The 21,344-nt window shown below is 32.3% G+C and carries 16 protein-coding genes and 1 riboswitch; of the genes, 15 read left to right on the forward strand and 1 reads right to left on the reverse strand.

The features are described 5' to 3' along the window. Positions 1 to 51 precede the first annotated feature (51 nt). From NH26_RS06860 to NH26_RS06895, 8 genes are all read left to right on the forward strand, one after another. A complete protein-coding gene (locus NH26_RS06860; protein WP_044218655.1) occupies positions 52 to 984 on the forward strand; it encodes a hypothetical protein in 933 nt (310 codons plus the stop codon). A gap of 109 nt (positions 985 to 1,093) precedes the next feature. Next, positions 1,094 to 1,489, forward strand: coding sequence for an FtsL-like putative cell division protein (locus tag NH26_RS06865; protein ID WP_052431788.1), 396 nt, complete (start codon positions 1,094 to 1,096; stop codon positions 1,487 to 1,489). A 13-nt stretch (positions 1,490 to 1,502) separates the two neighbouring features. Further along, positions 1,503 to 3,602 carry a penicillin-binding protein gene (locus NH26_RS06870; RefSeq protein ID WP_044218653.1) on the forward strand — a complete coding sequence of 700 codons (2,100 nt, stop codon included), beginning with the start codon at positions 1,503 to 1,505 and terminating at the stop codon, positions 3,600 to 3,602. A gap of 10 nt (positions 3,603 to 3,612) precedes the next feature. After that, the gene (locus NH26_RS06875; RefSeq protein ID WP_084812081.1) at positions 3,613 to 5,076 is read left to right on the forward strand and encodes a UDP-N-acetylmuramoyl-L-alanyl-D-glutamate--2,6-diaminopimelate ligase; all 1,464 of its coding nucleotides are present in this window, start codon (positions 3,613 to 3,615) and stop codon (positions 5,074 to 5,076) included. Between the two features lie 27 nt (positions 5,077 to 5,103). Then, positions 5,104 to 6,318, forward strand: coding sequence for a phospho-N-acetylmuramoyl-pentapeptide-transferase (gene mraY / locus NH26_RS06880; RefSeq protein ID WP_044218652.1), 1,215 nt, complete (start codon positions 5,104 to 5,106; stop codon positions 6,316 to 6,318). Between the two features lie 2 nt (positions 6,319 to 6,320). Then, positions 6,321 to 7,628: a UDP-N-acetylmuramoyl-L-alanine--D-glutamate ligase gene (gene murD, locus NH26_RS06885; protein ID WP_044218650.1), complete on the forward strand. Its 1,308-nt coding sequence runs from the start codon at positions 6,321 to 6,323 to the stop codon at positions 7,626 to 7,628. Positions 7,629 to 7,631: 3 nt separating this feature from the next. Next, positions 7,632 to 8,828, forward strand: a complete 1,197-nt coding sequence (locus NH26_RS06890) for an FtsW/RodA/SpoVE family cell cycle protein (RefSeq protein ID WP_044218647.1) — start codon at positions 7,632 to 7,634, stop codon at positions 8,826 to 8,828. 313 nt (positions 8,829 to 9,141) lie between these two features. Beyond that, the gene (locus tag NH26_RS06895; RefSeq protein ID WP_044218644.1) at positions 9,142 to 10,047 is read left to right on the forward strand and encodes a GAF domain-containing protein; all 906 of its coding nucleotides are present in this window, start codon (positions 9,142 to 9,144) and stop codon (positions 10,045 to 10,047) included. Here NH26_RS06895 and NH26_RS06900 read toward each other — a convergent pair. Continuing rightward, entirely contained in the window at positions 10,044 to 10,271 is a 228-nt protein-coding gene (locus NH26_RS06900; protein WP_044218641.1) for a hypothetical protein, read from the reverse strand. The genes NH26_RS06895 and NH26_RS06900 overlap by 4 nt on opposite strands. Positions 10,272 to 10,321: 50 nt before the next feature. Next, positions 10,322 to 10,415, reverse strand: a riboswitch (SAM-I-IV-variant riboswitch). 244 nt (positions 10,416 to 10,659) lie between these two features. Between NH26_RS06900 and NH26_RS06905 the strand changes: the two genes are divergently transcribed. The 7 genes from NH26_RS06905 to NH26_RS06935 all read left to right on the forward strand — a co-directional run bounded on the left by NH26_RS06905 (position 10,660) and on the right by NH26_RS06935 (position 21,288). After that, positions 10,660 to 11,775, forward strand: a complete 1,116-nt coding sequence (locus NH26_RS06905; protein ID WP_044218639.1) for a cytochrome-c peroxidase — start codon at positions 10,660 to 10,662, stop codon at positions 11,773 to 11,775. 143 nt (positions 11,776 to 11,918) lie between these two features. Further along, a complete protein-coding gene (locus tag NH26_RS06910) occupies positions 11,919 to 12,494 on the forward strand; it encodes a PhnA domain-containing protein (RefSeq protein WP_044218636.1) in 576 nt (191 codons plus the stop codon). Between the two features lie 964 nt (positions 12,495 to 13,458). Then, positions 13,459 to 15,927: a muramidase family protein gene (locus NH26_RS06915; protein ID WP_044218634.1), complete on the forward strand. Its 2,469-nt coding sequence runs from the start codon at positions 13,459 to 13,461 to the stop codon at positions 15,925 to 15,927. Between the two features lie 211 nt (positions 15,928 to 16,138). Further along, positions 16,139 to 16,447 (forward strand): HesB/IscA family protein, encoded by a 309-nt coding sequence (locus NH26_RS06920; RefSeq protein WP_044218631.1) that lies wholly within the window; start codon positions 16,139 to 16,141, stop codon positions 16,445 to 16,447. 22 nt (positions 16,448 to 16,469) lie between these two features. Further along, positions 16,470 to 18,134 carry a S41 family peptidase gene (locus NH26_RS06925; RefSeq protein ID WP_044218628.1) on the forward strand — a complete coding sequence of 555 codons (1,665 nt, stop codon included), beginning with the start codon at positions 16,470 to 16,472 and terminating at the stop codon, positions 18,132 to 18,134. A 39-nt stretch (positions 18,135 to 18,173) separates the two neighbouring features. Beyond that, positions 18,174 to 19,259, forward strand: a complete 1,086-nt coding sequence (locus tag NH26_RS06930; protein WP_044218624.1) for an FIST signal transduction protein — start codon at positions 18,174 to 18,176, stop codon at positions 19,257 to 19,259. Continuing rightward, positions 19,243 to 21,288, forward strand: coding sequence for an ATP-binding protein (locus tag NH26_RS06935; RefSeq protein WP_052431787.1), 2,046 nt, complete (start codon positions 19,243 to 19,245; stop codon positions 21,286 to 21,288). The genes NH26_RS06930 and NH26_RS06935 overlap by 17 nt, the downstream gene beginning before the upstream one ends. The last annotated feature ends 56 nt before the right edge of the window (positions 21,289 to 21,344 follow it).

The following is a 21,344-nucleotide window of genomic DNA, read 5'->3' on the forward strand; positions in this document are numbered from 1 at the left end:
AAATCACTTTTCTACAGCTATTTTAGTGTGATTTTGCACGTTAAATAGCATATGAATAGTCATAATTTTTTTAGCTCAATAAGTAGTAGACGTAAAATTGTCATTGGCTTAGTTATTACTTTGCTTACTTTAAATCTTTTACAATTATACCTTAGGTCTGATGAAGAAAAACACTTAAGTGATAGAGTTCAAAGTAAAAACATTGAACTTGTGCTTACGTATGCAAAATTAGATTCTATTTCGACAGAGCTAAATAAACAAATTCAAATCTTGACATTACTCAATGAAGATGTCTCTGTACTTGAAAATGTAAAAGACAGCTTAGAAAGAGAAAAGAAAGAATTAAGATCTACGCAACTTATACAATCAAAAAGATATCATATCATCAAGTCAAAAGTTGGTGTTTATGAGAATATTTTAAAACAAAAAGATGAACACATTTCATATATGAAACGTGTCAATGATTCTCTTTTAATTGCCAACTCAAGTCTTATTAAAGAGAGTTCGGTATTAAAAAGTAAAATCAATGTTTTAGAAAATCAACAAGGAGAATTAGAAAAAGAATTGGATGTTGCAAAACGTTTAACTGCTTTTGATTTCCAATGTTATTCCTCTGATACAAAAGGAAAGAAAACATATGGCAATATACATAAAGCCAAAAAAGTCAACTCCATTTCTATTGAATTTAAACTGGCAAAAAATACTTTACATCACTCTGGTGAAAGAAATGTTTACCTCTGTTTGGTAGACCCGGATGGGGCTACAATTTATAATTCTAGCAAAGAATCAAAATTCTTTACCTTAGCTGAAAGTAAAGAAAATATTTTTTACACCTCAAAATCTGTATTCTTTTTTGATAGTGAAGAAGGCTCTAGTACTACTATTTCCTATCAAAATAACAGTTTTTTAAATAGTGGAAAATATAATGCTAAAGTGTTTACAGAAGGATATTTGATAGGTGAAGTAGATTTTATAATTCAGTAATTCATTTTTTCCTTAAAAAATTCCATTTTTTCATACTTCTTAGATAAATTATGAAAGAATTTCACCAAATTCGTTTTCTATTTTTTTAGGATCTCTTATTCACCTTTCAATGAAAGCTAATACATATAAAACAGTTGTAGAAGAAGCACCGAAAAAGAAGCGTCCATCCGTTCTTGATAAATGGAATAAAAAATTCTTGAGATGGAAATTTATTTCTCAAGATGAGGAAGAAGAGAACAGTCAATATATTCAAAAAATTGTCTTTGTTACTTTTCTTGGTATTCTATATATCGCTAATAGTTTTCAAGCCGAAAAATCTCATTTAAGAATCAATCGGTTAGAAAAATCTGTTGAAAAAATGAGAGTGGAATATAGTACTTTAAAATACGATTTCATTAATGAAAGTAAGAGAAGTCAAATAGAAAATAAAGCCAAAAATTTGGGTTTAGTTCCTTTAGAAAATGCCCCTGTGGTTATTAGTATTCCAAAATTAGAAGATCAGTAATTCAATATAAATTATGGGAATAAGAAATTCCATATTATTAAGAGTAAGAATAGCGTTCCTATTTATTGTGATGATTGCTGTAGCTATTGTCGTAAGAATATCAGATTTACAATTTGTAGAACATGATAAATGGGAAAAAGCAGGAAATGCCAATCGTGTTAAGATAAGACGTGTTGATGCAACAAGAGGTAATATCATGGCAGAAGATGGTTCCCTTTTAGCTACCTCTATCCCATTCTATAAATTAGCCTTTGACCCTATGGTCTCTCCTGATAGTATTTTTGATAAAGGAGTTGATTCTTTAGCCTATAATCTATCTATATATTTTAGAGAAAAAACAAAAGCACAATACGATAGTCTACTTCGAACTTCAAGAAAACGAAAAAGACGTTACCTTATCTTGAGTCAAAAACAAATTAAGCATCAGGATAAAAAAATAATTGAGCAATGGCCAATCTTTAGAGAAGGTAGACATCGAGGAGGTGTTATCTTTGATAAGGTAGAGAAACGTTTCAAACCATTTAATGACCTCGGAAGAAGAACAATTGGTTTTATTCGAAAGGATGAAGAAGCTAAATTTACAGGACGTGGATTAGAATTTTCTTTTAATGTGGACCTTGCGGGTACAGATGGTGAAGCTTTATTCCAAAGAGTTTCCGGAAACCAATGGAAACCGTTAGACAATGGAGCTCAGATTAGAGCTAAAAATGGATTTGATATTCAAACTACCTTAAACATGGAGTTTGAAGAACATGCTCATAAAGTTTTACATGAAGCCTTAATAAAACATGATGCCAATTTCGGTACTGTTTTACTTATGGAAGTACAAACAGGAGAAATTAAAGCCATTGTAAACCTTGGAAGGAATAAAGAAGGGAATTATGTAGAAGATTTCAATTACGCAATCCAAGGTGTAATGGAACCCGGTTCGACTTTTAAAGGAGCTTCTATGCTTGCCGTGCTGGAAGAATCTGATATCAATATTACTGATTCGGTCAATACTGGCGAAGGTAAATATCAATTTTATGATGAATGTATTATGACGGATGCACATCAAAATGGTTTTGGGATGATATCTGTAGAAGAAGTAATTCAAAAATCATCCAACATTGGTATTTCAAAATTAGTATTCAAGAACTTTAGAGAAAACCCTGAACGCTTTTTTAGATATTTAGATAAATATAATCTTACGTCTACAATTGGCTTCCAAATGGAAGGTGAAGGACAACCTAATATTAGTAGACCTGGCGATCCGAGCTGGAGTGGTTGCTCACTACCTTGGATTTCTATTGGGTATGAAGTTGAAGTATCACCTCTGCAAATATTAAATTTCTACAATACTATCGCTAATGATGGTAAAATGATAGAACCTTATATTGTAAAGCGTATTCTTCAAGGGAATGAAGTAATTGATGAACATCACACGAAAGTCATTAGAAAAAGTATTGGTAGTGAACGTTCTATTAAAGCTTTACAAGGCATGTTAAAGAAAGTAGTTTCTAGTGGTACTGCCAAAAAAATCAATACTACTGACTTTAATATTTCTGGTAAAACGGGTACGACACAAAAGCTTAAAGCTGGTCGATATACAAAAAGTTATTTCACCTCTTTTGTAGGATACTTTCCTTCTGAGGCACCTAAATATACCATGATTGTAGCTATTGATGAGCCAAGAGGCAATCAAAAGTATGGTGGAGATGTTTGTGCTCCTGTGTTTAGAGATATTGCTGAGGTAGTTTATAACAGAACTACTGAAAGAAACATTGAATATGTTACCAATGAAAATGAAGCCGCTTTCCCATATATTAAAGCAGGTAATTATAACGATTTAATATTACTTTCTGATGCTTTTGATATTCAACAAGTTTCAAAAAATACATCTAACTGGGTAAGAACTCAGGTACAAGGTGATACGATTGCTTGGGTGAATGCAAGAGTAAAAAAGGGATTAATGCCCGATGTGAGAGGAATGACTCTTAGAGATGCTATTTATTTAGTAGAATCAGAAGGTGCATCTGTTACCTTTTCTGGTTCTGGAAGAGTTTCCACTCAATCAATTTCACCAGGAGGACGAATTAACGGAAGAACAAAAGTACATTTAAAACTTTTATAAGATATACCACGTGAATCAACGTAAATCAATACAAGTACTGCTAAAAGGAATTGAATTTGAACTCATACAAGGAGATTTAAATCAAACTGTATCTGATGTTCAGATAGATTCTAGACAACTAATTAACGATAGTGCATTCATTGCCATAAAAGGCACTCAAATGGATGCGCATAAATTTATTCCTAAAGCCATAGAATTAGGCGCTAAATCAATCATTTTAGAAGAAATTCCAGAAAATTTGGTCAGTGGAGTTACTTATATTCAAGTAAATAATACCCACCAAGTGGCTGGTTTGATTGCCTCTAATTTTTATGATAACCCTTCAGATCAAATTAAAGTAATAGCCATTACTGGTACTAATGGAAAAACAACTGTAGTTACCTTACTTCAGAATCTTTTCATTAAACTTGGCTACAATACTGGGGCGTTAACCACCATTGAAAATAAAATCAATGATGAGGTTATCCCTACAAAGTTAACTACTCCTGATCCAGTTACATTACAACGTCTTTTAGCTGAAATGGTGAAAAAGAATTGTACCTATTGTTTTATGGAAGCAAGTTCACATGCTATTGTCCAAGGTAGATTAAGTGGTATCAATTTAACAGGAGCTATTTTTTCAAATATCAGTCATGATCATTTAGATTATCATGGTACGATGAAGGATTACATTAATGCAAAAAAACGATTATTTGATACTCTCCCCAAAAAGGCTTTCGCTTTGGTTAATGTAGACGATAAAAGAGGACCTGTGATGCTACAAAACTGTGTAGGAAAACATGTGACTTTTGGTTTACATACAATGGCCAATTACAAAGGCAAATTAATCGATAATACTTTTGAAGGTATACAAATGGACATCAATGGCCAAGAAGCTTGGTTTCAGTTAATTGGTTCATTCAATGCTTACAATATACTTACTGCCTATGCTACTGCAGTGTGCTTAGAAGAAGATTCTTTTGAAACTTTACAATGTTTGTCAGAACTACGCCCTGCCAGAGGTCGTTTTGAACAAATTGTATCTAAAAAGAATGTGAGAGGAATTATAGATTACGCTCATACACCCGATGCTCTCGAGAATGTCTTAGAAACTATCAAAGACATCAAAGAAGATGGCGAAAATATCATTACAGTTGTTGGTTGTGGAGGCGATAGAGACAAAAGTAAACGTCCTATCATGGCTAAAACTGCCGCAATGCTAAGTGAAAAAGTTATTTTAACCTCTGATAACCCTAGAACAGAAAAACCTGAAGATATTCTTGAAGAAATGATGGATGGCATTTCTCCAACACAAGAAAGAAGAACTGAGGTCGTTCTAGATAGAAAAGAGGCTATTTTAAAAGCTGTAGCAATGGCTGAACCGCGTGATATTATTTTACTTGCGGGTAAAGGTCACGAAACTTATCAAGAAATTGACGGCATCCGTCATCACTTTGATGATAAAGAAGAATTATTTAAAGCATTTCATGCATAATTAAAAAATTACACACAACAATATAATATGCTCTATTATTTATTTAATTATTTAGACAAGCATTATGATATAGCTGGTACTGGACTGTTCCAATACATCACTTTCAGAGCGATGTTAACTACGATATTCTCTGTGCTATTTATTGCCTTTTTTGGTAAAAAAATCATTCAGATGTTGCAAAAAATGCAAATGGGTGAGATTGTAAGGAACTTAGGGCTTGCTGGTCAGATGGAAAAGACCGGAACTCCAACAATGGGCGGAATAATTATTATTGGAGCCATCGTTTTCCCTGTTCTTCTATTTGGTAATCTAGCCAATGTTTATATTCAATTACTACTCATCACCTTAATATGGACTGGTGCTATTGGATTCTTAGATGATTATCTTAAAAGAATTAAGAAAAACAAAGATGGATTATCTGGTAAGTTTAAAATCTTAGGTCAGATTGGTCTTGGTCTTTTGGTGGGATTAACCTTAGTAAGTAACGAAGACGTTGTTGTTCGTAAATTTTCAAAAGGCATAAAGTCTACTAAATCTGTCTCTGAATATGTAAAAGGAGTTGACTATAATGACATCCGATCATTAGAAACAACTATTCCTTTTTTAAAGGATAATGAGATTAATTACTCAGAGATATTACCAGATAAAACAGCCTCAAATATTTTATATATCATTCTAGTCATTTTTATTATTACTGCTGTTTCAAATGGCACTAATATTACAGATGGTTTAGATGGATTAGCTGCCGGAACTTCGGCTATTGTCGCCACCGTTCTCGCCATTTTCGCCTACTTATCTGGTAATATAATATTCTCCAGTTATCTCAATATAATGTACATACCACAATCCGGAGAAATTGCAATTTTTGCTACGGCCCTTGTAGGTGCATGTATTGGTTTCCTTTGGTTTAATGCTTATCCAGCTCAAGTATTTATGGGCGATACGGGTAGTTTAGCATTAGGAGGTGTTATCGCTAGTTTAGCTATTGTATTAAGAAAGGAATTGATGTTACCTCTTTTATGTGGTGTTTTCTTAGTAGAAAACTTATCAGTGATTATTCAAGTTTTCTATTTTAAATACACCAAGAAAAAATACGGCGAAGGTCGTAGGGTCTTCTTGATGGCACCCCTTCATCATCACTATCAAAAGAAAGAAATTCCAGAACCTAAAATTGTTACTCGCTTTTGGATTGTTAGTATCCTATTAGCTATTGGAACCATTTTAACCTTAAAAATCAGATAGTTTTGACAAAAGATAAGTTATTGGTACTTGGTGCCGGAGAAAGTGGTATTGGAGCTGCTCTATTAGGTTTGGCACAAGGTTTTGATGTATTTGTTTCTGACTTTGGTAAAATTGCCGATGATCAGAAACAGCTATTAAATGAACAAGGAATTCCCTTTGAAGAAGGTTCACACGATCTTGCTCCAAAGCATCCTAAAATTGTAGTCAAGTCACCTGGAATCCCAGATACTGCACCTATCATCAAAGAATTAAAATCCAATAATGCTAAAATATATTCTGAGATTGAGTTTGCCTACCAATATACTGATGCAAAAATAATTGCTATAACCGGTACTAATGGTAAGACTACCACTACAAAACTAATTTATCACCTCCTAAAAGAGAGTGGTTTTAATGTAGGCCTTGCTGGAAATATTGGGATCAGTTTTGCAAAAGAAGTTCTTCAAAATAATTATGATTGGTATGTTCTAGAAATTAGCAGCTTCCAATTAGATGATATAGAAACTTTTGCCCCTGATATTTCTCTCCTTCTAAATATTACACCTGATCATTTAGACCGTTATAATTACGATATTGATCAGTATGCTAAATCAAAATTTAGAATCTTAGAAAATATGTCTATGAAAGGTGTTTTTATCCATAGTGCAGATGATGAAAACATTAATAGACATATCAATAAAATAAATATTAAACCTTGGGCACTACCTTTTGATCATACTTTTTATCATGAACAAAAGCTTTCCATTCCATTTAAAGGACAATCATTCACTTTTGATCAATTACCTTTAAAAGGCCCACACAATGAATGGAACATGAGTGCAGCCATCTTAGCAGCATTGTCTGCAGGTGTGGATGCATCTGATATTCAAAAGGCATTACCTTCTTTTATTGGTGAACCTCATCGATTACAATTTGTAAAAGAGGTAAATGGGATAAAGTATATCAACGACTCAAAAGCAACAAATGTTGAAGCTGCTTTCTTTGCATTACAATCTTTTGATACTCCAATCATATGGATTGCAGGAGGTACAGACAAAGGAAATGATTATAGTTTGTTACACGATGCAGTAGAAAGAAGAGTGAAATCCATTGTATGTCTTGGAGTAGATAATTCAAAACTTTTAGCCGCATTTGGAGATCAAAAAGTAATGTTTGAAACGGAAAGTATGAAAGAGGCCATTTCTTTAGCCACTCAAAATGCTGATCAAGGTGATATAGTATTACTTTCTCCGGCTTGTGCAAGTTTTGATCTTTTCAAAAATTACATGGACAGAGGAAATCACTTTATCGAAAGTGTTCAAAACCTATAAATTATGGAAAAACTATTAAGTAAATTAGAAGGAGATCGAATGATCTGGGGGGTAATGATTACCCTTTCCATGTTTTCTGTTTTAGTGGTTTATAGTGCTACTGGATCATTAGCATATATGCAGGCTGGAGGAGATAACGAACATTACTTATTACGTCATTCCACTCTTGTATTAGTAGGTCTGATTGGAGCTTATGTTTGTCATAAAATTGATTATATCTATTACTCTAGGCTTTCTAGATATGCATTGCTACTCTCCATTCCATTACTATTGTTTACTTGGTTTTTTGGCTCTGAAATCAATAGTGCATCACGTTGGATTGAAATACCATTTATTAATTTTACCTTTCAACCATCTGATTTAGCACGACTTGCATTAATTGCCAATATGGCTTCGATGTTATGGAAAAGACAAAGAGACATTGGTGAATTTAATAAAGCAATTGTGCCCTTATTGGTCTGGACTGGTATTATATGTGGTCTTATTGGAGTCTCTGATATTTCAACCGCATCACTTCTTTTCTTAACAATAATGCTTCAGTTATTTATTGGCCGTGTTCCAATAAGATACCTTTTCATGCTTGTGGCTATTGGCTGTTTAGCAGCGTTGTTTGTATATGAATTCGGTCAAAGAGGAGGCACAGCAGTTTCTCGTCTTTCATCATTTATGAGTGAAACTGAAATACCTTATCAAGCAGAACAATCTTATATTGCTATCTCTACTGGAGGTATTTCTGGAAAAGGAATTGGAGAAAGTACACAAAGAAACTTCTTACCACACTCCTACTCCGATTTTGTTTTTGCCATCGTTGTCGAAGAATATGGATTAATTGGGGCATTAATTATCATTGGGTTATACATCACTTTACTTTATAGAGGGATGACTATTGTGGCTAACAGTCAAAAAGCTTTTGGTGGTTTATTAGCCGCAGGACTTACATTCAGTCTTATTTTACAAGCCTTTGTTCATATGGGTGTCGTCACTGGTCTACTTCCATTAACAGGTCTTCCCTTGCCTCTAATAAGTATGGGTGGTACCTCACTATTATTTACAGGTATGACCGTCGGAATCATCTTAAGTGTGAGTAAATCTACTCAAGAAGAATCTGAAGAAGTAAGATTAAAAAGAACTGAAAGAGCAAAAAAACGTAAAGGTTACGATGGAATAAATCGCCCTAAAAACGTTAGATTGAATGAATAAAGCGTAAAAAAATTACATAAAAAATATGCTGTAGGCAACACCTACAAAGTAAACGGCTATCTTCCTCTATTAGAAGATAACCGTTTTTTTATTTATATAAGTCTATCATTACAATGGTATAATACCATTGTCTATTTGTCTACAATTGAAGTAGAAACCCTGTAAATGGGAGTTAAACTTCATTTATTGATCTTTTTATGACATATACCCAACTGTGCTCGGAAACTTTGAGAGGTAGTATAGGTGTTAAGCAGTTAATTTCCTGTTAAACCTATTATATTATTTATTATCAGTACTTGTAATTTGACTTCTCATGACCCTTAACACGACTACTATTAAGGAAAACCTACTTGATCTAAGAGAGTGCATTATCAATCAATTAAAAAACAATACAAATGGTGAACTAGAAATATTACATGCTAGTATTCATCAACTTTGTGCATTCACAGATTCAAAATATGGATTTATTGGCTTAATTGAGAACACAAAAGATCACATACATTTTTCAAATCTGATTGAATGTAATTCTTTTCAAAACTCCATTCCAATGTTAGGTAATGGACCATTAAACACCTCTTCCATGGCTAATCGTTATTTAAAATTAGTACATGGAAAACAAAATGCTTTTTTTAATTATGATGACCATCAATTTCAATTAGGGAAATCTTGGTATTCTTTCCTCTTAATACCTATCATTAATAATCATAAAATGATAGGTTTAATAGGCTTATTTGATAAAAAAGGGGGGTATAATAAAACTCTTTTAAGTGAAATAAATCTTTGTTCTACAGCTTTATACCATGTCATCACTCAGCATCTAGAAAAAATTGATATTGAAAAGGCATTTCATGTTTCAGATTCTTCTCGTTTTTTTTGTGACCACAATATCTACGATATCATGTCGACCATAGATAAAAATGGTACTATTGTGTTATCTAATATCATGTGGAATGAATGTTTTGGCTGTACTAAAAACAAGATTTTACAAATGATTTTAAAAGAAGATCATTCTACTTTCCACCATCTAATTAATACCACCCAAAAATCTGGATTGACTGAAAGTGCGATATTAAGAATGAGGAAAGAAAATCAAATAATTTATTTGAGAGTGAGAGTTATTTATTTGAAAAAGAAAAATCAGATACAATTAATAGCACAGAATATATCTCAAAATTACACACAAAAACAAAGAAAAATCAGAAAGAAATCACTCTTTTAACCCACCAATCTTTTATCAATTTCCGATCTTATTTTTTCTAATAATGTATTACCGTAAAACTTTGGCACAGAATAATCTGACTTTCCTCTTAAGCCTAATAGCTTTTCGGCTTGAAGCATGGTCAAATTTCTATACTTTACTTGCTCAGAATTAGTGACGAATTGATTTTTTAATACTTGATAGCATTCATCTAATGTTAATTGAAACGGTTCTTTCTTTGCCATAATGTTTAATTATAGTATGATACAATTCAATGAACATCAAGAAAAATGGGGTGATTTAGTTTTTTTGTCTAGAATCGACCACATCGTTTTTACCACCGTGGCTACATTGCTCGGTTGGTACCCTAAAGGTTCTTGATGATTAAGTTGCAATTCTAAACTCTAAGAATATAAATTCCAAAATATTAAAACTGATTAACAAAAAATAATCAAATTTATCTCCTTTTGATGATGAGAGACATTCTCCTTTTAGGATGAATAAACCATCTTTATTTTATCAGATAAAGAATGGTAAGACCATAATACATGCTTTCTTAATTTCAGGTAGTTCAATAATTTCTTTTTATTCTTTAAATGATTCACTAAATTAAAGTAAACCTATCTATCATTCATGAAACTAAATTTTCTTTTACTTTACTTCCTAACGATCTTATTCTTTTCAGCATGTGATCATCAACAAATCGAAGATGAAAACACTGCTTTTGATCTAAACATCCCTACCCATTTTGGACCTGGATATATTTTACCAGAAAACAATCCCACTACAACTAAGGGGGTAGAATTAGGTAGAATGTTATTTTATGACCAGCAATTGTCTAGAGATGGTTCAACTTCATGCGGCACATGTCATCAGCAAGCATTATCTTTTACTGATGGAAAAGCACTCGCAGAAGGTATTCATGGTCGTGTTGGCGATTTTAGTAGTATGTCTATTGTAAATGCAATGTGGCAAGGAAAGTTCTTTTGGGATGGTAGAGCCGTAAGTTTAGAAGAACAAGCTTTAGGACCCATCGAAAATGTTCTAGAAATGGACATGACCTTAGATGAAGTGGTCGAGAGATTACAAGCTGACCCCAATTATCCTTCCCTATTCGAAAAGGCATTTGGTAGTGGTGTTATTACTTCAGAAAATATAGGGAAAGCCATTGCTCAATTCGAAAGAACTTTAATTTCAAGTAATTCAAAATATGATCAATATTTAAAAGGTGCTTATATTCCTACAGAAGAAGAACTCTTAGGGATTCAACTTTTTTTCACTCATCCCGAACCAAGTATCAATTTAAGAGGTGGCAACTGTGGTGACTGTCATTTGAATATCCTTACATCAGGAGACAATAAAGGCTACAGAGGCTTTCATAATAATGGACTCGATACAAATGATGATTTGAAAATAGGACTTTCTGACGTTACTGGAAGTGATTTTGATAAAGGTAAATTTAAAGCACCTAGTTTAAGAAATATAGCTGTTACAGCTCCTTATATGCATGATGGAAGGTTGGCTACTTTAGAAGATGTATTAGAACATTATGACGAACATATAAAAGAAAGCACCACTCTCGATGCCTTTATTCGAGAAGGAAGCAATGAACCTATTTTCCCAGGAGACCCTATTAAACTTCATCTAACTAATAAAGAAAAACAGGCCATTTTAACGTTTTTAGAAATGCTTACTGATGATGATTTTTTGACTAACCCAGCATTTTCAGATCCTTTTTCTAATGAATGATTTTAAATATTCGTTTACAAAAAATACAAACTGATTATATTTTCTGCATTTTTGTACAGAAAGTAACCTTTAAAATCGATCATTTGTAATGATTGTTATCTAGTTACTTTTGATAAAGTCATTTAAATTATCAATCTACATCTATGAGTTTAGAAAAAGATTTACATAAAAGAAGTAATGGAGCTTGTGAGTTATGTGCTTCAACAGAAAATGTTTCCCCTTTTTTAGTAGAACCAAAATCATCTACTGATGCTGGAGATCACGCCCATCTTTGCCAGAATTGTCAAGAACAAATTCAGGATAAAGACAAAATGGACGCGAACCATTGGAGATGTTTAAATGATAGTATGTGGAATGAAAATCCAGCTGTACAAGTTTTAGCATGGAGAATGTTACACAGATTAAAGTCTGAAGGTTGGCCTCAAGACCTTTTAGATATGCTTTATTTGGATGAAGAAACATTAAAGTGGGCTGAAGCTACAGGTGAAGCTGAAGACGATGAAAACAAAGTAATCCACAGAGATGCTAATGGAGCGATCTTGGAAAATGGTGATTCTGTAGTTCTAGTAAAAGACCTTGTTGTTAAAGGGGCTAATTTTACTGCAAAAAGAGGGACACCTGTTCGTAATATTTCTTTAGTGCATGATAATCCAGAGCATATTGAAGGAAGAGTAAATAGTCAACATATTGTTATACTTACGAAATTTGTCAAAAAATAAAGTTCACTTTATTTCATACAATTTATCTTTAAATGTTGAATTGAAATAAGGTTCTTGTCTTTTTTCATGACACAACACTTTTGGGTATAATTGATATAACAATAAAAAAGCTTTCCACTTACAGTGGGAAGCTTTTTTATTTAGGTATAAATAGCCCTCACCATTTCCATCTAAAGCTGTTTTATCAAAAAGATTTAAAGTTCTTCAAATTTCACCTTAGATACTTGAAATAATTATATTTATTACCATAGTACAATATTCATCTTGATATAATTACATGATATTCGCATTATTTTGTATCAATTTTAGTCAAAATGATCAGATAATTAAGTTTCACAAAGATTGTTTACAAATATTTGTAACTAAAAATCATTACCTCCCGTTACTTATATCAACAACAACAAAGAAACTAACTTAAAGAAATTACACACTATCTACTAATAACTTAAGCTATTGAATTTTATATTTTTAAAGCAAATGAAAAGTATATTTCACTATGTGAATCTATAGCTGACTCCTTATTCTAACCCTCTTTACTATCATTGTTTTCCAAATTATATTAACGTGGGTACTATAAGGTACCCACGTAATACAACCTACCCATTTATTTATCATACTCTATATAGAGTAAAAAATATTATTTGTTGCTTTTAATGACTTAGACATCCCATAATTTTTATGGTCTTGCTTTCACGTCATTTCTAATTGAGGGACATAGTTCCTATTTTACAAAACACACAGTAGAAAAATAAACCTGCTCTCTCAGAGGGTGGGTTTTTATCTTTATTGAAATACCTGCTTTTAATAGGTTAAAGAAAATAAATAGAAAAAAGAGGTGCAGTAAGGGTGGAATCAAGTGGATTTTTTAAATTGTGTTACAAAGTGATCCGTTTGAATATAAAAATGATTATTTTCAATAAGCTATCAGTGCATAGTTTTGAAAATCAAAAAGATAAATCCAAAAATGAGTTATGCTGTAAAATCAGGCGATACTTTATATAGTATTGCAAGAACACATCAATTATCTACTGATGAATTGTTAGACTTAAATGACTGGGATAGTATTCCTACCCTTCAAATTGGTCAAATAATAATAGTAAAAGAAAACACTACTTTTCAGGGTGATAGTAGTGATGATGATGATGTCATACATACGGTTGCCAAAGGCGATTCTTTATATTCTATTGCTAAAAATTATAACGTTAGCCCTGCTGATATTATCGAAGAAAATGATTTAGACCCTAGTACTGGAATTTACATAGGACAAGAACTCTATATACCAGAATTAGAAGAAAATGAAACGAGTACAACAACTTCAAGTGTTTCAAATGAAATCAAAAAACATATTGTAACAAAAGGTGATTCTCTGTATAATATTTCAAAAAAATATGAGATTACGCCACAGCAACTTCTAGATAAAAATCAATTACCAAAAAACAGTCCTATTTACATAGGTCAGATATTATATATTCCTGAGGCTGATTCGTCTGTAAATGAAACTCCTCTCCCATCGACTTCTGAAGTAAAGAAAAAAACTCCACCGGCAATCTATACGGTTTTACAAGGGGATACTTTATATCAGATTTCTCAAAAATTTGGTATAAGTCCTCAAAAATTATTAGAAATGAATGGTTTTGATGCAAGTCAACCCATTTATATTGGGCAACAATTAAAGGTTAAAAACGATCAGCAAACAATTATACCTCCTCTGCCTAAAAAAGAAGATAAAACTTCAGGCAAAACACATACAGTGAATCGAGGAGAATCTTTGTATGCGATTAGTCGTAAATATGATTTATCGCCAGCCGAAATTTTAAGTGCAAATGGTTTATCTATTGGGGCTACTATTTATGTGGGTCAAGTACTTAAAATACCTTCTCAAAAGATCAATATTAAACCTAAAGTAACTTCTACAACATCAAAAAATGAAATAAGAGTTTACACAGTAAAACCAGGTGATTATTTATCAAAAATTGCCCAACAATTTGATGTCACTCCTCAAGCATTAGTTGCTGCAAACCGTATCCCTAAAGGGAGAATTTATGTAGGGCAGCAATTGTTTATACCTACAAAGAAAACAACGACATCAACGAATAGTAATGCACCTCAAACTCCAATTAAACAAGCCCAAGGTCAGAGTATTTATGAACTATCAACATTAGATGGTCAGCAATTATTTTCTAAAGGGATGTATAATAGAATTGGAAGTAATTACAATGTACACCCTCAAGATTTAGCCAATGTTCAAACTCGTTTGATTCAATTGAAGTTGTTATCGGAGCATCATAAAGAAAATGCTCAACAACTCTCAAACAATGGGTCGTCTAATATTTCTGGTAAAAGTATTCCTCAAACTTTATCTGCAATTAGAAAATTACAAGATAGATATCGTTTAAATTGGTGGGTTGGATCTGCTGCTCGTATAGAAATGTTAGGTACAAGTAAATTTACTTATGGGGAAATTGTTCCTAATGATGTTACCTATAAATTTTTGAAAGAATATAGTCAGTACACACTCAAATTTCCTCACCCAATTAGTGGACAAACTCAGGTAGCTGAGTTTAGTAACTTTGTTTACAGTGGCTATAATCAATTCTATAAGGGGGTTGGATATATTGGAAAATCATTCCCTAATGAAGTGCCTATTTCTGTATTTAGGGAAGCAGGACTTTCTACAGTATTGGCAGAAGCAATGAAAGTAGTATCTAGCCATGAAGGAAATTTTGATGCTATTAATTCTTATGACAAAGCCTTTTTCTCTTATGGATTTATTCAATTTGCAGGAGGTGGTAGAGGTTTAGCTCCTTTACTCGCCAGAATGAAAGTGATACAACCTGAATTATTCAAAAGTATCTTTCAAAATGCAGGAATAGATGTAGAATACACCACTAGAAACAACGATATACATCAAGGTGAATTAATTATTCAATTCCCTAAAAAAGGAACACTGAAGGGTATTGAGGCTGAAAAAGAATTAAGAAATCATCATCAAATGTATGGTCCTTTCTTAAGAGCAGCATTCCATCCAGAATTAATTAAAGCACAAATCATTCAAGCTGTAAAAGCGTATGCTTCTCCAGCATTGGGTATCAAATTATCAATTAATACAGGACAATTTAGCCAAAGTAATATTCCGATTACTGATGTTATTAACTCTCCAATGGGACTAGGTTTTGCTATTGACATGACAGTGAATAAATGGATTGTTAAAACCGGAGAGATGTTTAATAATGCTGTGAGTTCATTGTGTAAACAAAAAGGTTGGCATCAACTACATCAGATTTCTATGATAGATGAACGAGAGGTATTACAAGAAATTGTTCGTCAGGAAGGAGGAGCTGACAAGCGTGTTGCTGACAGAGGAAATAGCATGCTAACAAGCGGGTTAAGTTACACTAAATCACCAAACAAGGGACAAGGGTTACTGGCATAAATACTCAAATGGTTGACGAAATAAGGTAGTAAATGAAAAAAAAAGTATTCATTACTACCTTATTTACCCCTGATTATAAAAACATTAGGTTTCCTTCTTCGTTTTTATATTTGTGAACATTCAAGATTTTACGACATTCGCAGAATATTCTCTTCATTTTTGAAGACTAAGAATTGCAATTATAAAATCTTGTATTTAAATTATATAAACCATGAAAATTGAAAATCCTATTAGCATAACAGAACGTGCTGCTAAAGAGATTCAAGAAATATTAACCCAGAAAAAAGTTCCTGAAGGATACTCTCTACGTGTTGGCGTAAAAGGCGGAGGAGGATGTGGAGGCGCTCAGTTCACGCTTGGCTTTGATCAGCCTAAGGAAAGTGATGTGGAATATACTACTAATAACATACCTGTTCTTATCGATAAGAGACAAATGCTGTTTCTTATAGACCTTGAAATTGATTTTGAGGATAGAAGAGAAGAAAGAGGTTTTGTATTTAATAAGTTGTCCGACCAGTAGCTTTTTGTATAACTTTCAAAAAATGACAAAAGACAGTTCTAATTCATCAAAAAATGTAGACACTAAAGCGTGGCTGCCCTTAATTATAGGGGTTTCTATTGGTTTTGGTGTTCTTATTGGTTCGCATTTGAGGGCTCCAAATCCGGAAACCAATAGACTAATGGTGGATAAAAATGCCACAAAATTTGAAAGATTATTGAATTATGTCGACAAATATTATGTGGACAGTGTTGATATTAATGAATTAACACAAGAGGCTATTGATCATATTTTAAAAGACTTAGACCCCCATACCGTTTACGTTCCTGCAGATGAGGCCGATATTATGTCATCCCGATTAGACGATGGTTTTGAAGGTGTTGGTATCGAGTTTAGAGTGATGGAAGACACCTTAAAGGTATTGTCTGTCATGCCTGGCGGTCCCTCTAAAAAAATAGGCATTAGAGCAGGTGATAAAATAATTACGGTGAATGGTGATACGATAGCTGGAAAACATATAGATAACTCATTTATCGTCAAAAAATTAAGAGGTAAAAAAGGGACTACTGTAAATATTGAGGTAAAAAGGAAAAAGCAAGATGAATTGCTTGCTTTTACAATTACAAGAGACATCGTTCCTACTCCATCTGTTGAAGCCCATTATATGATAGATGATGTTACTGGCTATATAAAAATCAGCAAATTTGCTGTCAAAACTTATGATGAATTTCATAACGCCCTATTGTTTTTAAAATCTGAAGGGATGGAAAACCTAGTCATTGATTTAAGAAATAATGGAGGTGGATTTCTTGGTCAGGCTGTAAAAATTGTTGATGACCTTTTACCTAAAGATGACCTTATTGTTTACACTGAAGGTAAAGGAAATGAATTTACAGAAAAAGAATTTAGTCAAAGAAACCCTGATTTCGATGGACCTATTGCTGTATTAGTCAACGAAAGAAGTGCTTCTGCTTCTGAAATAGTTACTGGCGCTTTACAAGACCATGATAGAGCTGTTGTTATTGGACGAAGAACCTACGGTAAAGGATTAGTTCAAAGACAATTAAGATTAAAAGACAATTCGTTATTAAGATTAACCATTTCTAGGTACTTCACACCTAGTGGTCGAAGTATTCAAAAACCATATGGAGAAGGAATATCTTATGGAGATGATATTTCTAATCGTTATGAAAGTGGTGAATTATTCAATAAAGACAGTATCAAGACGGATAAGATGCCTCAATTCAAAACTGATAAAAATAGAATTGTTTATGGCGGAGGAGGAATTATTCCAGATAATTTTATCCCACTAGACACTACCTCTATGGGTATCTATTATTATACTCTTGAACATACAGACATCTTGAGAGATTATGCAATTGAATACGCTAATGATCACTATATTGATTTAATGGAAAATGGCCTAGATCACTTTATTAAGTCTTTTGAAGATGAAAAAAATATTATTAATGATTTAGAAAAGTTTGCTGTTATGATGGGTATAAATAAAAGAAAACCTAATCATAATGATGTAACCATCAATATAAACTTAAAGCACAGGTTAAAAATATTAATAGCTCAAACTATTTGGGGCGATAAAGGATACCACAAGGTAGCTAATATGCGTGACCCTATGGTGAAAGAAGCTCAAAAAGTTTTTGATGAAGGAATTGCTGAAGATGACACCACTTCGAAGGTAGAAAGTTGATAAAAATTAGTTATATTAGTTATAGACCAATATAATATTATGTACTATCAATTTGATAACTTTAAAGATCAATTAAAAACCCAAAAATTACAATCTAAAGAGGCTGACGTTGTTTATTTATTTCTAATCACCGAAAACGATAATCAACATATTCCTCAATTAATTGAGTATTGTAATAGTTTAGGCATTTCCTTTTTTGGAGGTTTCTTTCCAAAAATCATATATAAAAATACGATTTACGATGATGGATTTATTTGCTACCCCATTCACACAAAAAATAAACCTATAATCGTTTCCAATAATAAACCATTTGATAAAAATTCACTAAAAGATACCCACGAGAAAGATATCTTTTTAATGTTCGATGGTTTGTCTCCATATTTCCAAAATATCATTGAGGATTTGTATTTTAAATTAGGAAGTGATTACACCATCTTTGGGGGAGGGTCAGGACCTTTAAGTTTAGAACAGCAACTATGTGTTTTTGATAATAATGGAATATATAAGGACTGCGGTATTCTATGCTCTACTTCGAAAAAATTCAATACTAGTGTTCAACATGGATGGAAGAGAAAATACGGTCCATTAATCGCTACTAAAACTGAAAAAAATTGGATTTTCGAATTGAATTGGAGAAATGCCTTTGAAGTTTATAAAGAAGTCATAGACAATCAAGCACTTAATACAGAAACTTTTTTCGAAATCTCTAAAAATCATCCTTTTGGGGTAATGAAAGAAGGTCATGAAGATATTATCAGAGAACCTATCTTTGTAAATAATAAAGGCTCTATCAAATCTATTGGTGACATTATGGAAAACTCTGTTTTATACATAATGACAGCCGAAAAAGAAGATCTAATCAAGGCCACTGAAAAAGCGGCTGCATCCATAGCCTCACAAGCTAAAAACCCACAGGTCTTTATGGTAGATTGTATTTCGAGATATTTATTTCTAGGAAATGATTATCAAAAAGAAATTGATGCCTGTACAGAAAAATTAAAAATTAATAATGAAGTAAAACCGTTAATAGGAGTCTTATCATTAGGAGAAATTTCTTCCACTGAGAAGAATCAAATGGTAGAATACTTTAACAAAACTATTGTCGTAAATGCTATCGAAGAGTGAAAATAATGAGGTGGTCCAAGACATGATGCTTCTTTACGAACTGTCATTACAAACTGGAAAGACATTACACTTTTATGAAAACTTAAATAATTTCATTAAGCTTTTTATTCACAGAAAAAGTATAAGTAACGTTTCTGTTTGGATGAAAGCTTCGAGCATTAAAGAGACTTCATTAATTCAACTTGATGAAGATATAGATAACCAATCATGGATTAATATCCTTAATTTCCCCTATCAAGAAAACAACAATGTTGATACACTAAAAGTAAATCATTTATTAGGGTTTCAAAACGTTGGTGATATTTATAGTTTGACAATTGATAAAAACTATACTATACACAATTCAATCAACATTAAAGAGGGCACCTATCTATTTCACAAATTAGACAAGTTTGGAATAATTCAATACCATTCAAATATAAAAAATGACCCTAGATTAAGTCCTTATTCTATCAAAAAAATGAGTGTGGTTTTCAAGCACTTTAAGAATTCAATTATTGCTAGTCTTAATCAACTAAAACTTGAAAAGGCAATAGAATTGTCAAATCAAAAGAGTAAGGAAATTGTAATGCTGTCGAAGTTTGCATTAGAAAACCCCTACCCTGTAATGAGATTTGATAGCGAAGGAGAGCTAATTTTTCATAACAAACCATCAGAATCCATTCTTACTCATTTTATTGAATTAAAATGGGCATATGCTACCATGTTCAAAAAGACTTTGGATACTAATGAAATGAAAGTCTATGAACAAGTGATCCATGGTAAACATTATTCTTTTACCGTAAGGCCTATTCAAGAGTTTAATTATGTCAATATCTATGGAATGGATATAAGCCATAGAAAAAAAGTAGAGCAAAAATTAAAAGACGAAAAAGATAAAGCCGAAAGGTTAGCCAACATCAAAATGGAGTTTTTATCGACAATGAGTCATGAAATCAGAACACCAATGAATTCTATTATTGGTTCTATTAATCTTTTATTTGATTCTGATTTAAATGATTATCAAGATAAAAAATTACATATGATGCAATTTGCAGCTAACAATTTATTGAGACTCATTAATGAAATTCTTGATTTTAATAAATTGGAAGCCAATAAAGTCCATTTAGAAACAATCCGATTTTCGATTCCTGAAACTTTAGATAATCTTCTTTCTATGCATGTAGACAATGCTGAGAAGAAAAATATAACCCTTCAATTACAATTAGAAAAAGTACCTGTTGATTTTGTTGTTGGCGACCCCACTCGATTATCACAAATACTTTTAAATTTAATTTCAAATGCCATAAAGTTCACAGAAAAAGGAGGTGTAGAAATTAAGGTGAGGAGTACTTTTAATAATAAAACTACCGTGGTCTATGAATTCGAAATTGTTGACTCTGGTATTGGTATTTCTCAAGAAAAAATTGATACTATTTTTGAAGCCTTTACTCAAGAAGATTCTAGTACTACAAGAAGGTTTGGAGGATCTGGCTTAGGGTTAAGTATTACCAAAAAATTGATCGATTTATTAGAAGGAAGCCTAGAAGTAAAAAGTGAAATTGGTAAAGGGACTTCATTCATAGCAAGAGTTCCTTATCAAATTGCAGATAATCAAGAGAAGAAATCAAAGAAAAAACGTAAACAAATAGTCCTTGATCATCAAAAAGATTTAAAGGACATCAATGTGCTTTTGGTAGATGATAATGAATTTAATATTCTAATTGCTACCGAATTCCTAAATAGATGGCAGGCAAACATTATCACTGCTAGAAATGGTGAAGAAGCTATCAATGCCATAAAAGAAAATAAAGAAGCTATTCAACTTGTATTAATGGATCTTCAGATGCCTGTTTTAAATGGGTTTGAAGCCACAAAACTAATTCGTTCTTTTGATGGAGACTATTATAAGAAACTTCCAATAATTGCCTTAACTGCTGATGTTACTAGTGATGATATTCATGGAATTGAAAACAAAGGCTTTAATGATTTCACCTCTAAACCATTCGATCCTGAAAAACTTTTACAAAAACTTTTACATTATCTTTAAAAAAACTAATAATCTTGATGATTCTCCAAATTTGACTGTATTTTTGCCCTTTAGTC

Source organism: Flammeovirga pacifica, from assembly GCF_000807855.2.
GTDB classification, from domain to species: domain Bacteria; phylum Bacteroidota; class Bacteroidia; order Cytophagales; family Flammeovirgaceae; genus Flammeovirga; species Flammeovirga pacifica.

Bases quoted from the DNA above. Each gene is read 5' to 3' on its own strand.
- NH26_RS06860 (WP_044218655.1), top strand. From the start codon at position 52: ATGAATAGTCATAATTTTTTTAGCTCAATAAGTAGTAGACGTAAAATT.
- NH26_RS06865 (WP_052431788.1), top strand. From the start codon at position 1,094: ATGAAAGCTAATACATATAAAACAGTTGTAGAAGAAGCACCGAAAAAG.
- NH26_RS06870 (WP_044218653.1), top strand. From the start codon at position 1,503: ATGGGAATAAGAAATTCCATATTATTAAGAGTAAGAATAGCGTTCCTA.
- mraY (WP_044218652.1), top strand. From the start codon at position 5,104: ATGCTCTATTATTTATTTAATTATTTAGACAAGCATTATGATATAGCT.
- NH26_RS06890 (WP_044218647.1), top strand. From the start codon at position 7,632: ATGGAAAAACTATTAAGTAAATTAGAAGGAGATCGAATGATCTGGGGG.
- NH26_RS06895 (WP_044218644.1), top strand. From the start codon at position 9,142: ATGACCCTTAACACGACTACTATTAAGGAAAACCTACTTGATCTAAGA.
- NH26_RS06900 (WP_044218641.1), bottom strand. From the start codon at position 10,271: ATGGCAAAGAAAGAACCGTTTCAATTAACATTAGATGAATGCTATCAA.
- NH26_RS06905 (WP_044218639.1), top strand. From the start codon at position 10,660: ATGAAACTAAATTTTCTTTTACTTTACTTCCTAACGATCTTATTCTTT.
- NH26_RS06910 (WP_044218636.1), top strand. From the start codon at position 11,919: ATGAGTTTAGAAAAAGATTTACATAAAAGAAGTAATGGAGCTTGTGAG.
- NH26_RS06915 (WP_044218634.1), top strand. From the start codon at position 13,459: ATGAGTTATGCTGTAAAATCAGGCGATACTTTATATAGTATTGCAAGA.
- NH26_RS06920 (WP_044218631.1), top strand. From the start codon at position 16,139: ATGAAAATTGAAAATCCTATTAGCATAACAGAACGTGCTGCTAAAGAG.
- NH26_RS06925 (WP_044218628.1), top strand. From the start codon at position 16,470: ATGACAAAAGACAGTTCTAATTCATCAAAAAATGTAGACACTAAAGCG.
- NH26_RS06930 (WP_044218624.1), top strand. From the start codon at position 18,174: ATGTACTATCAATTTGATAACTTTAAAGATCAATTAAAAACCCAAAAA.
- NH26_RS06935 (WP_052431787.1), top strand. From the start codon at position 19,243: ATGCTATCGAAGAGTGAAAATAATGAGGTGGTCCAAGACATGATGCTT.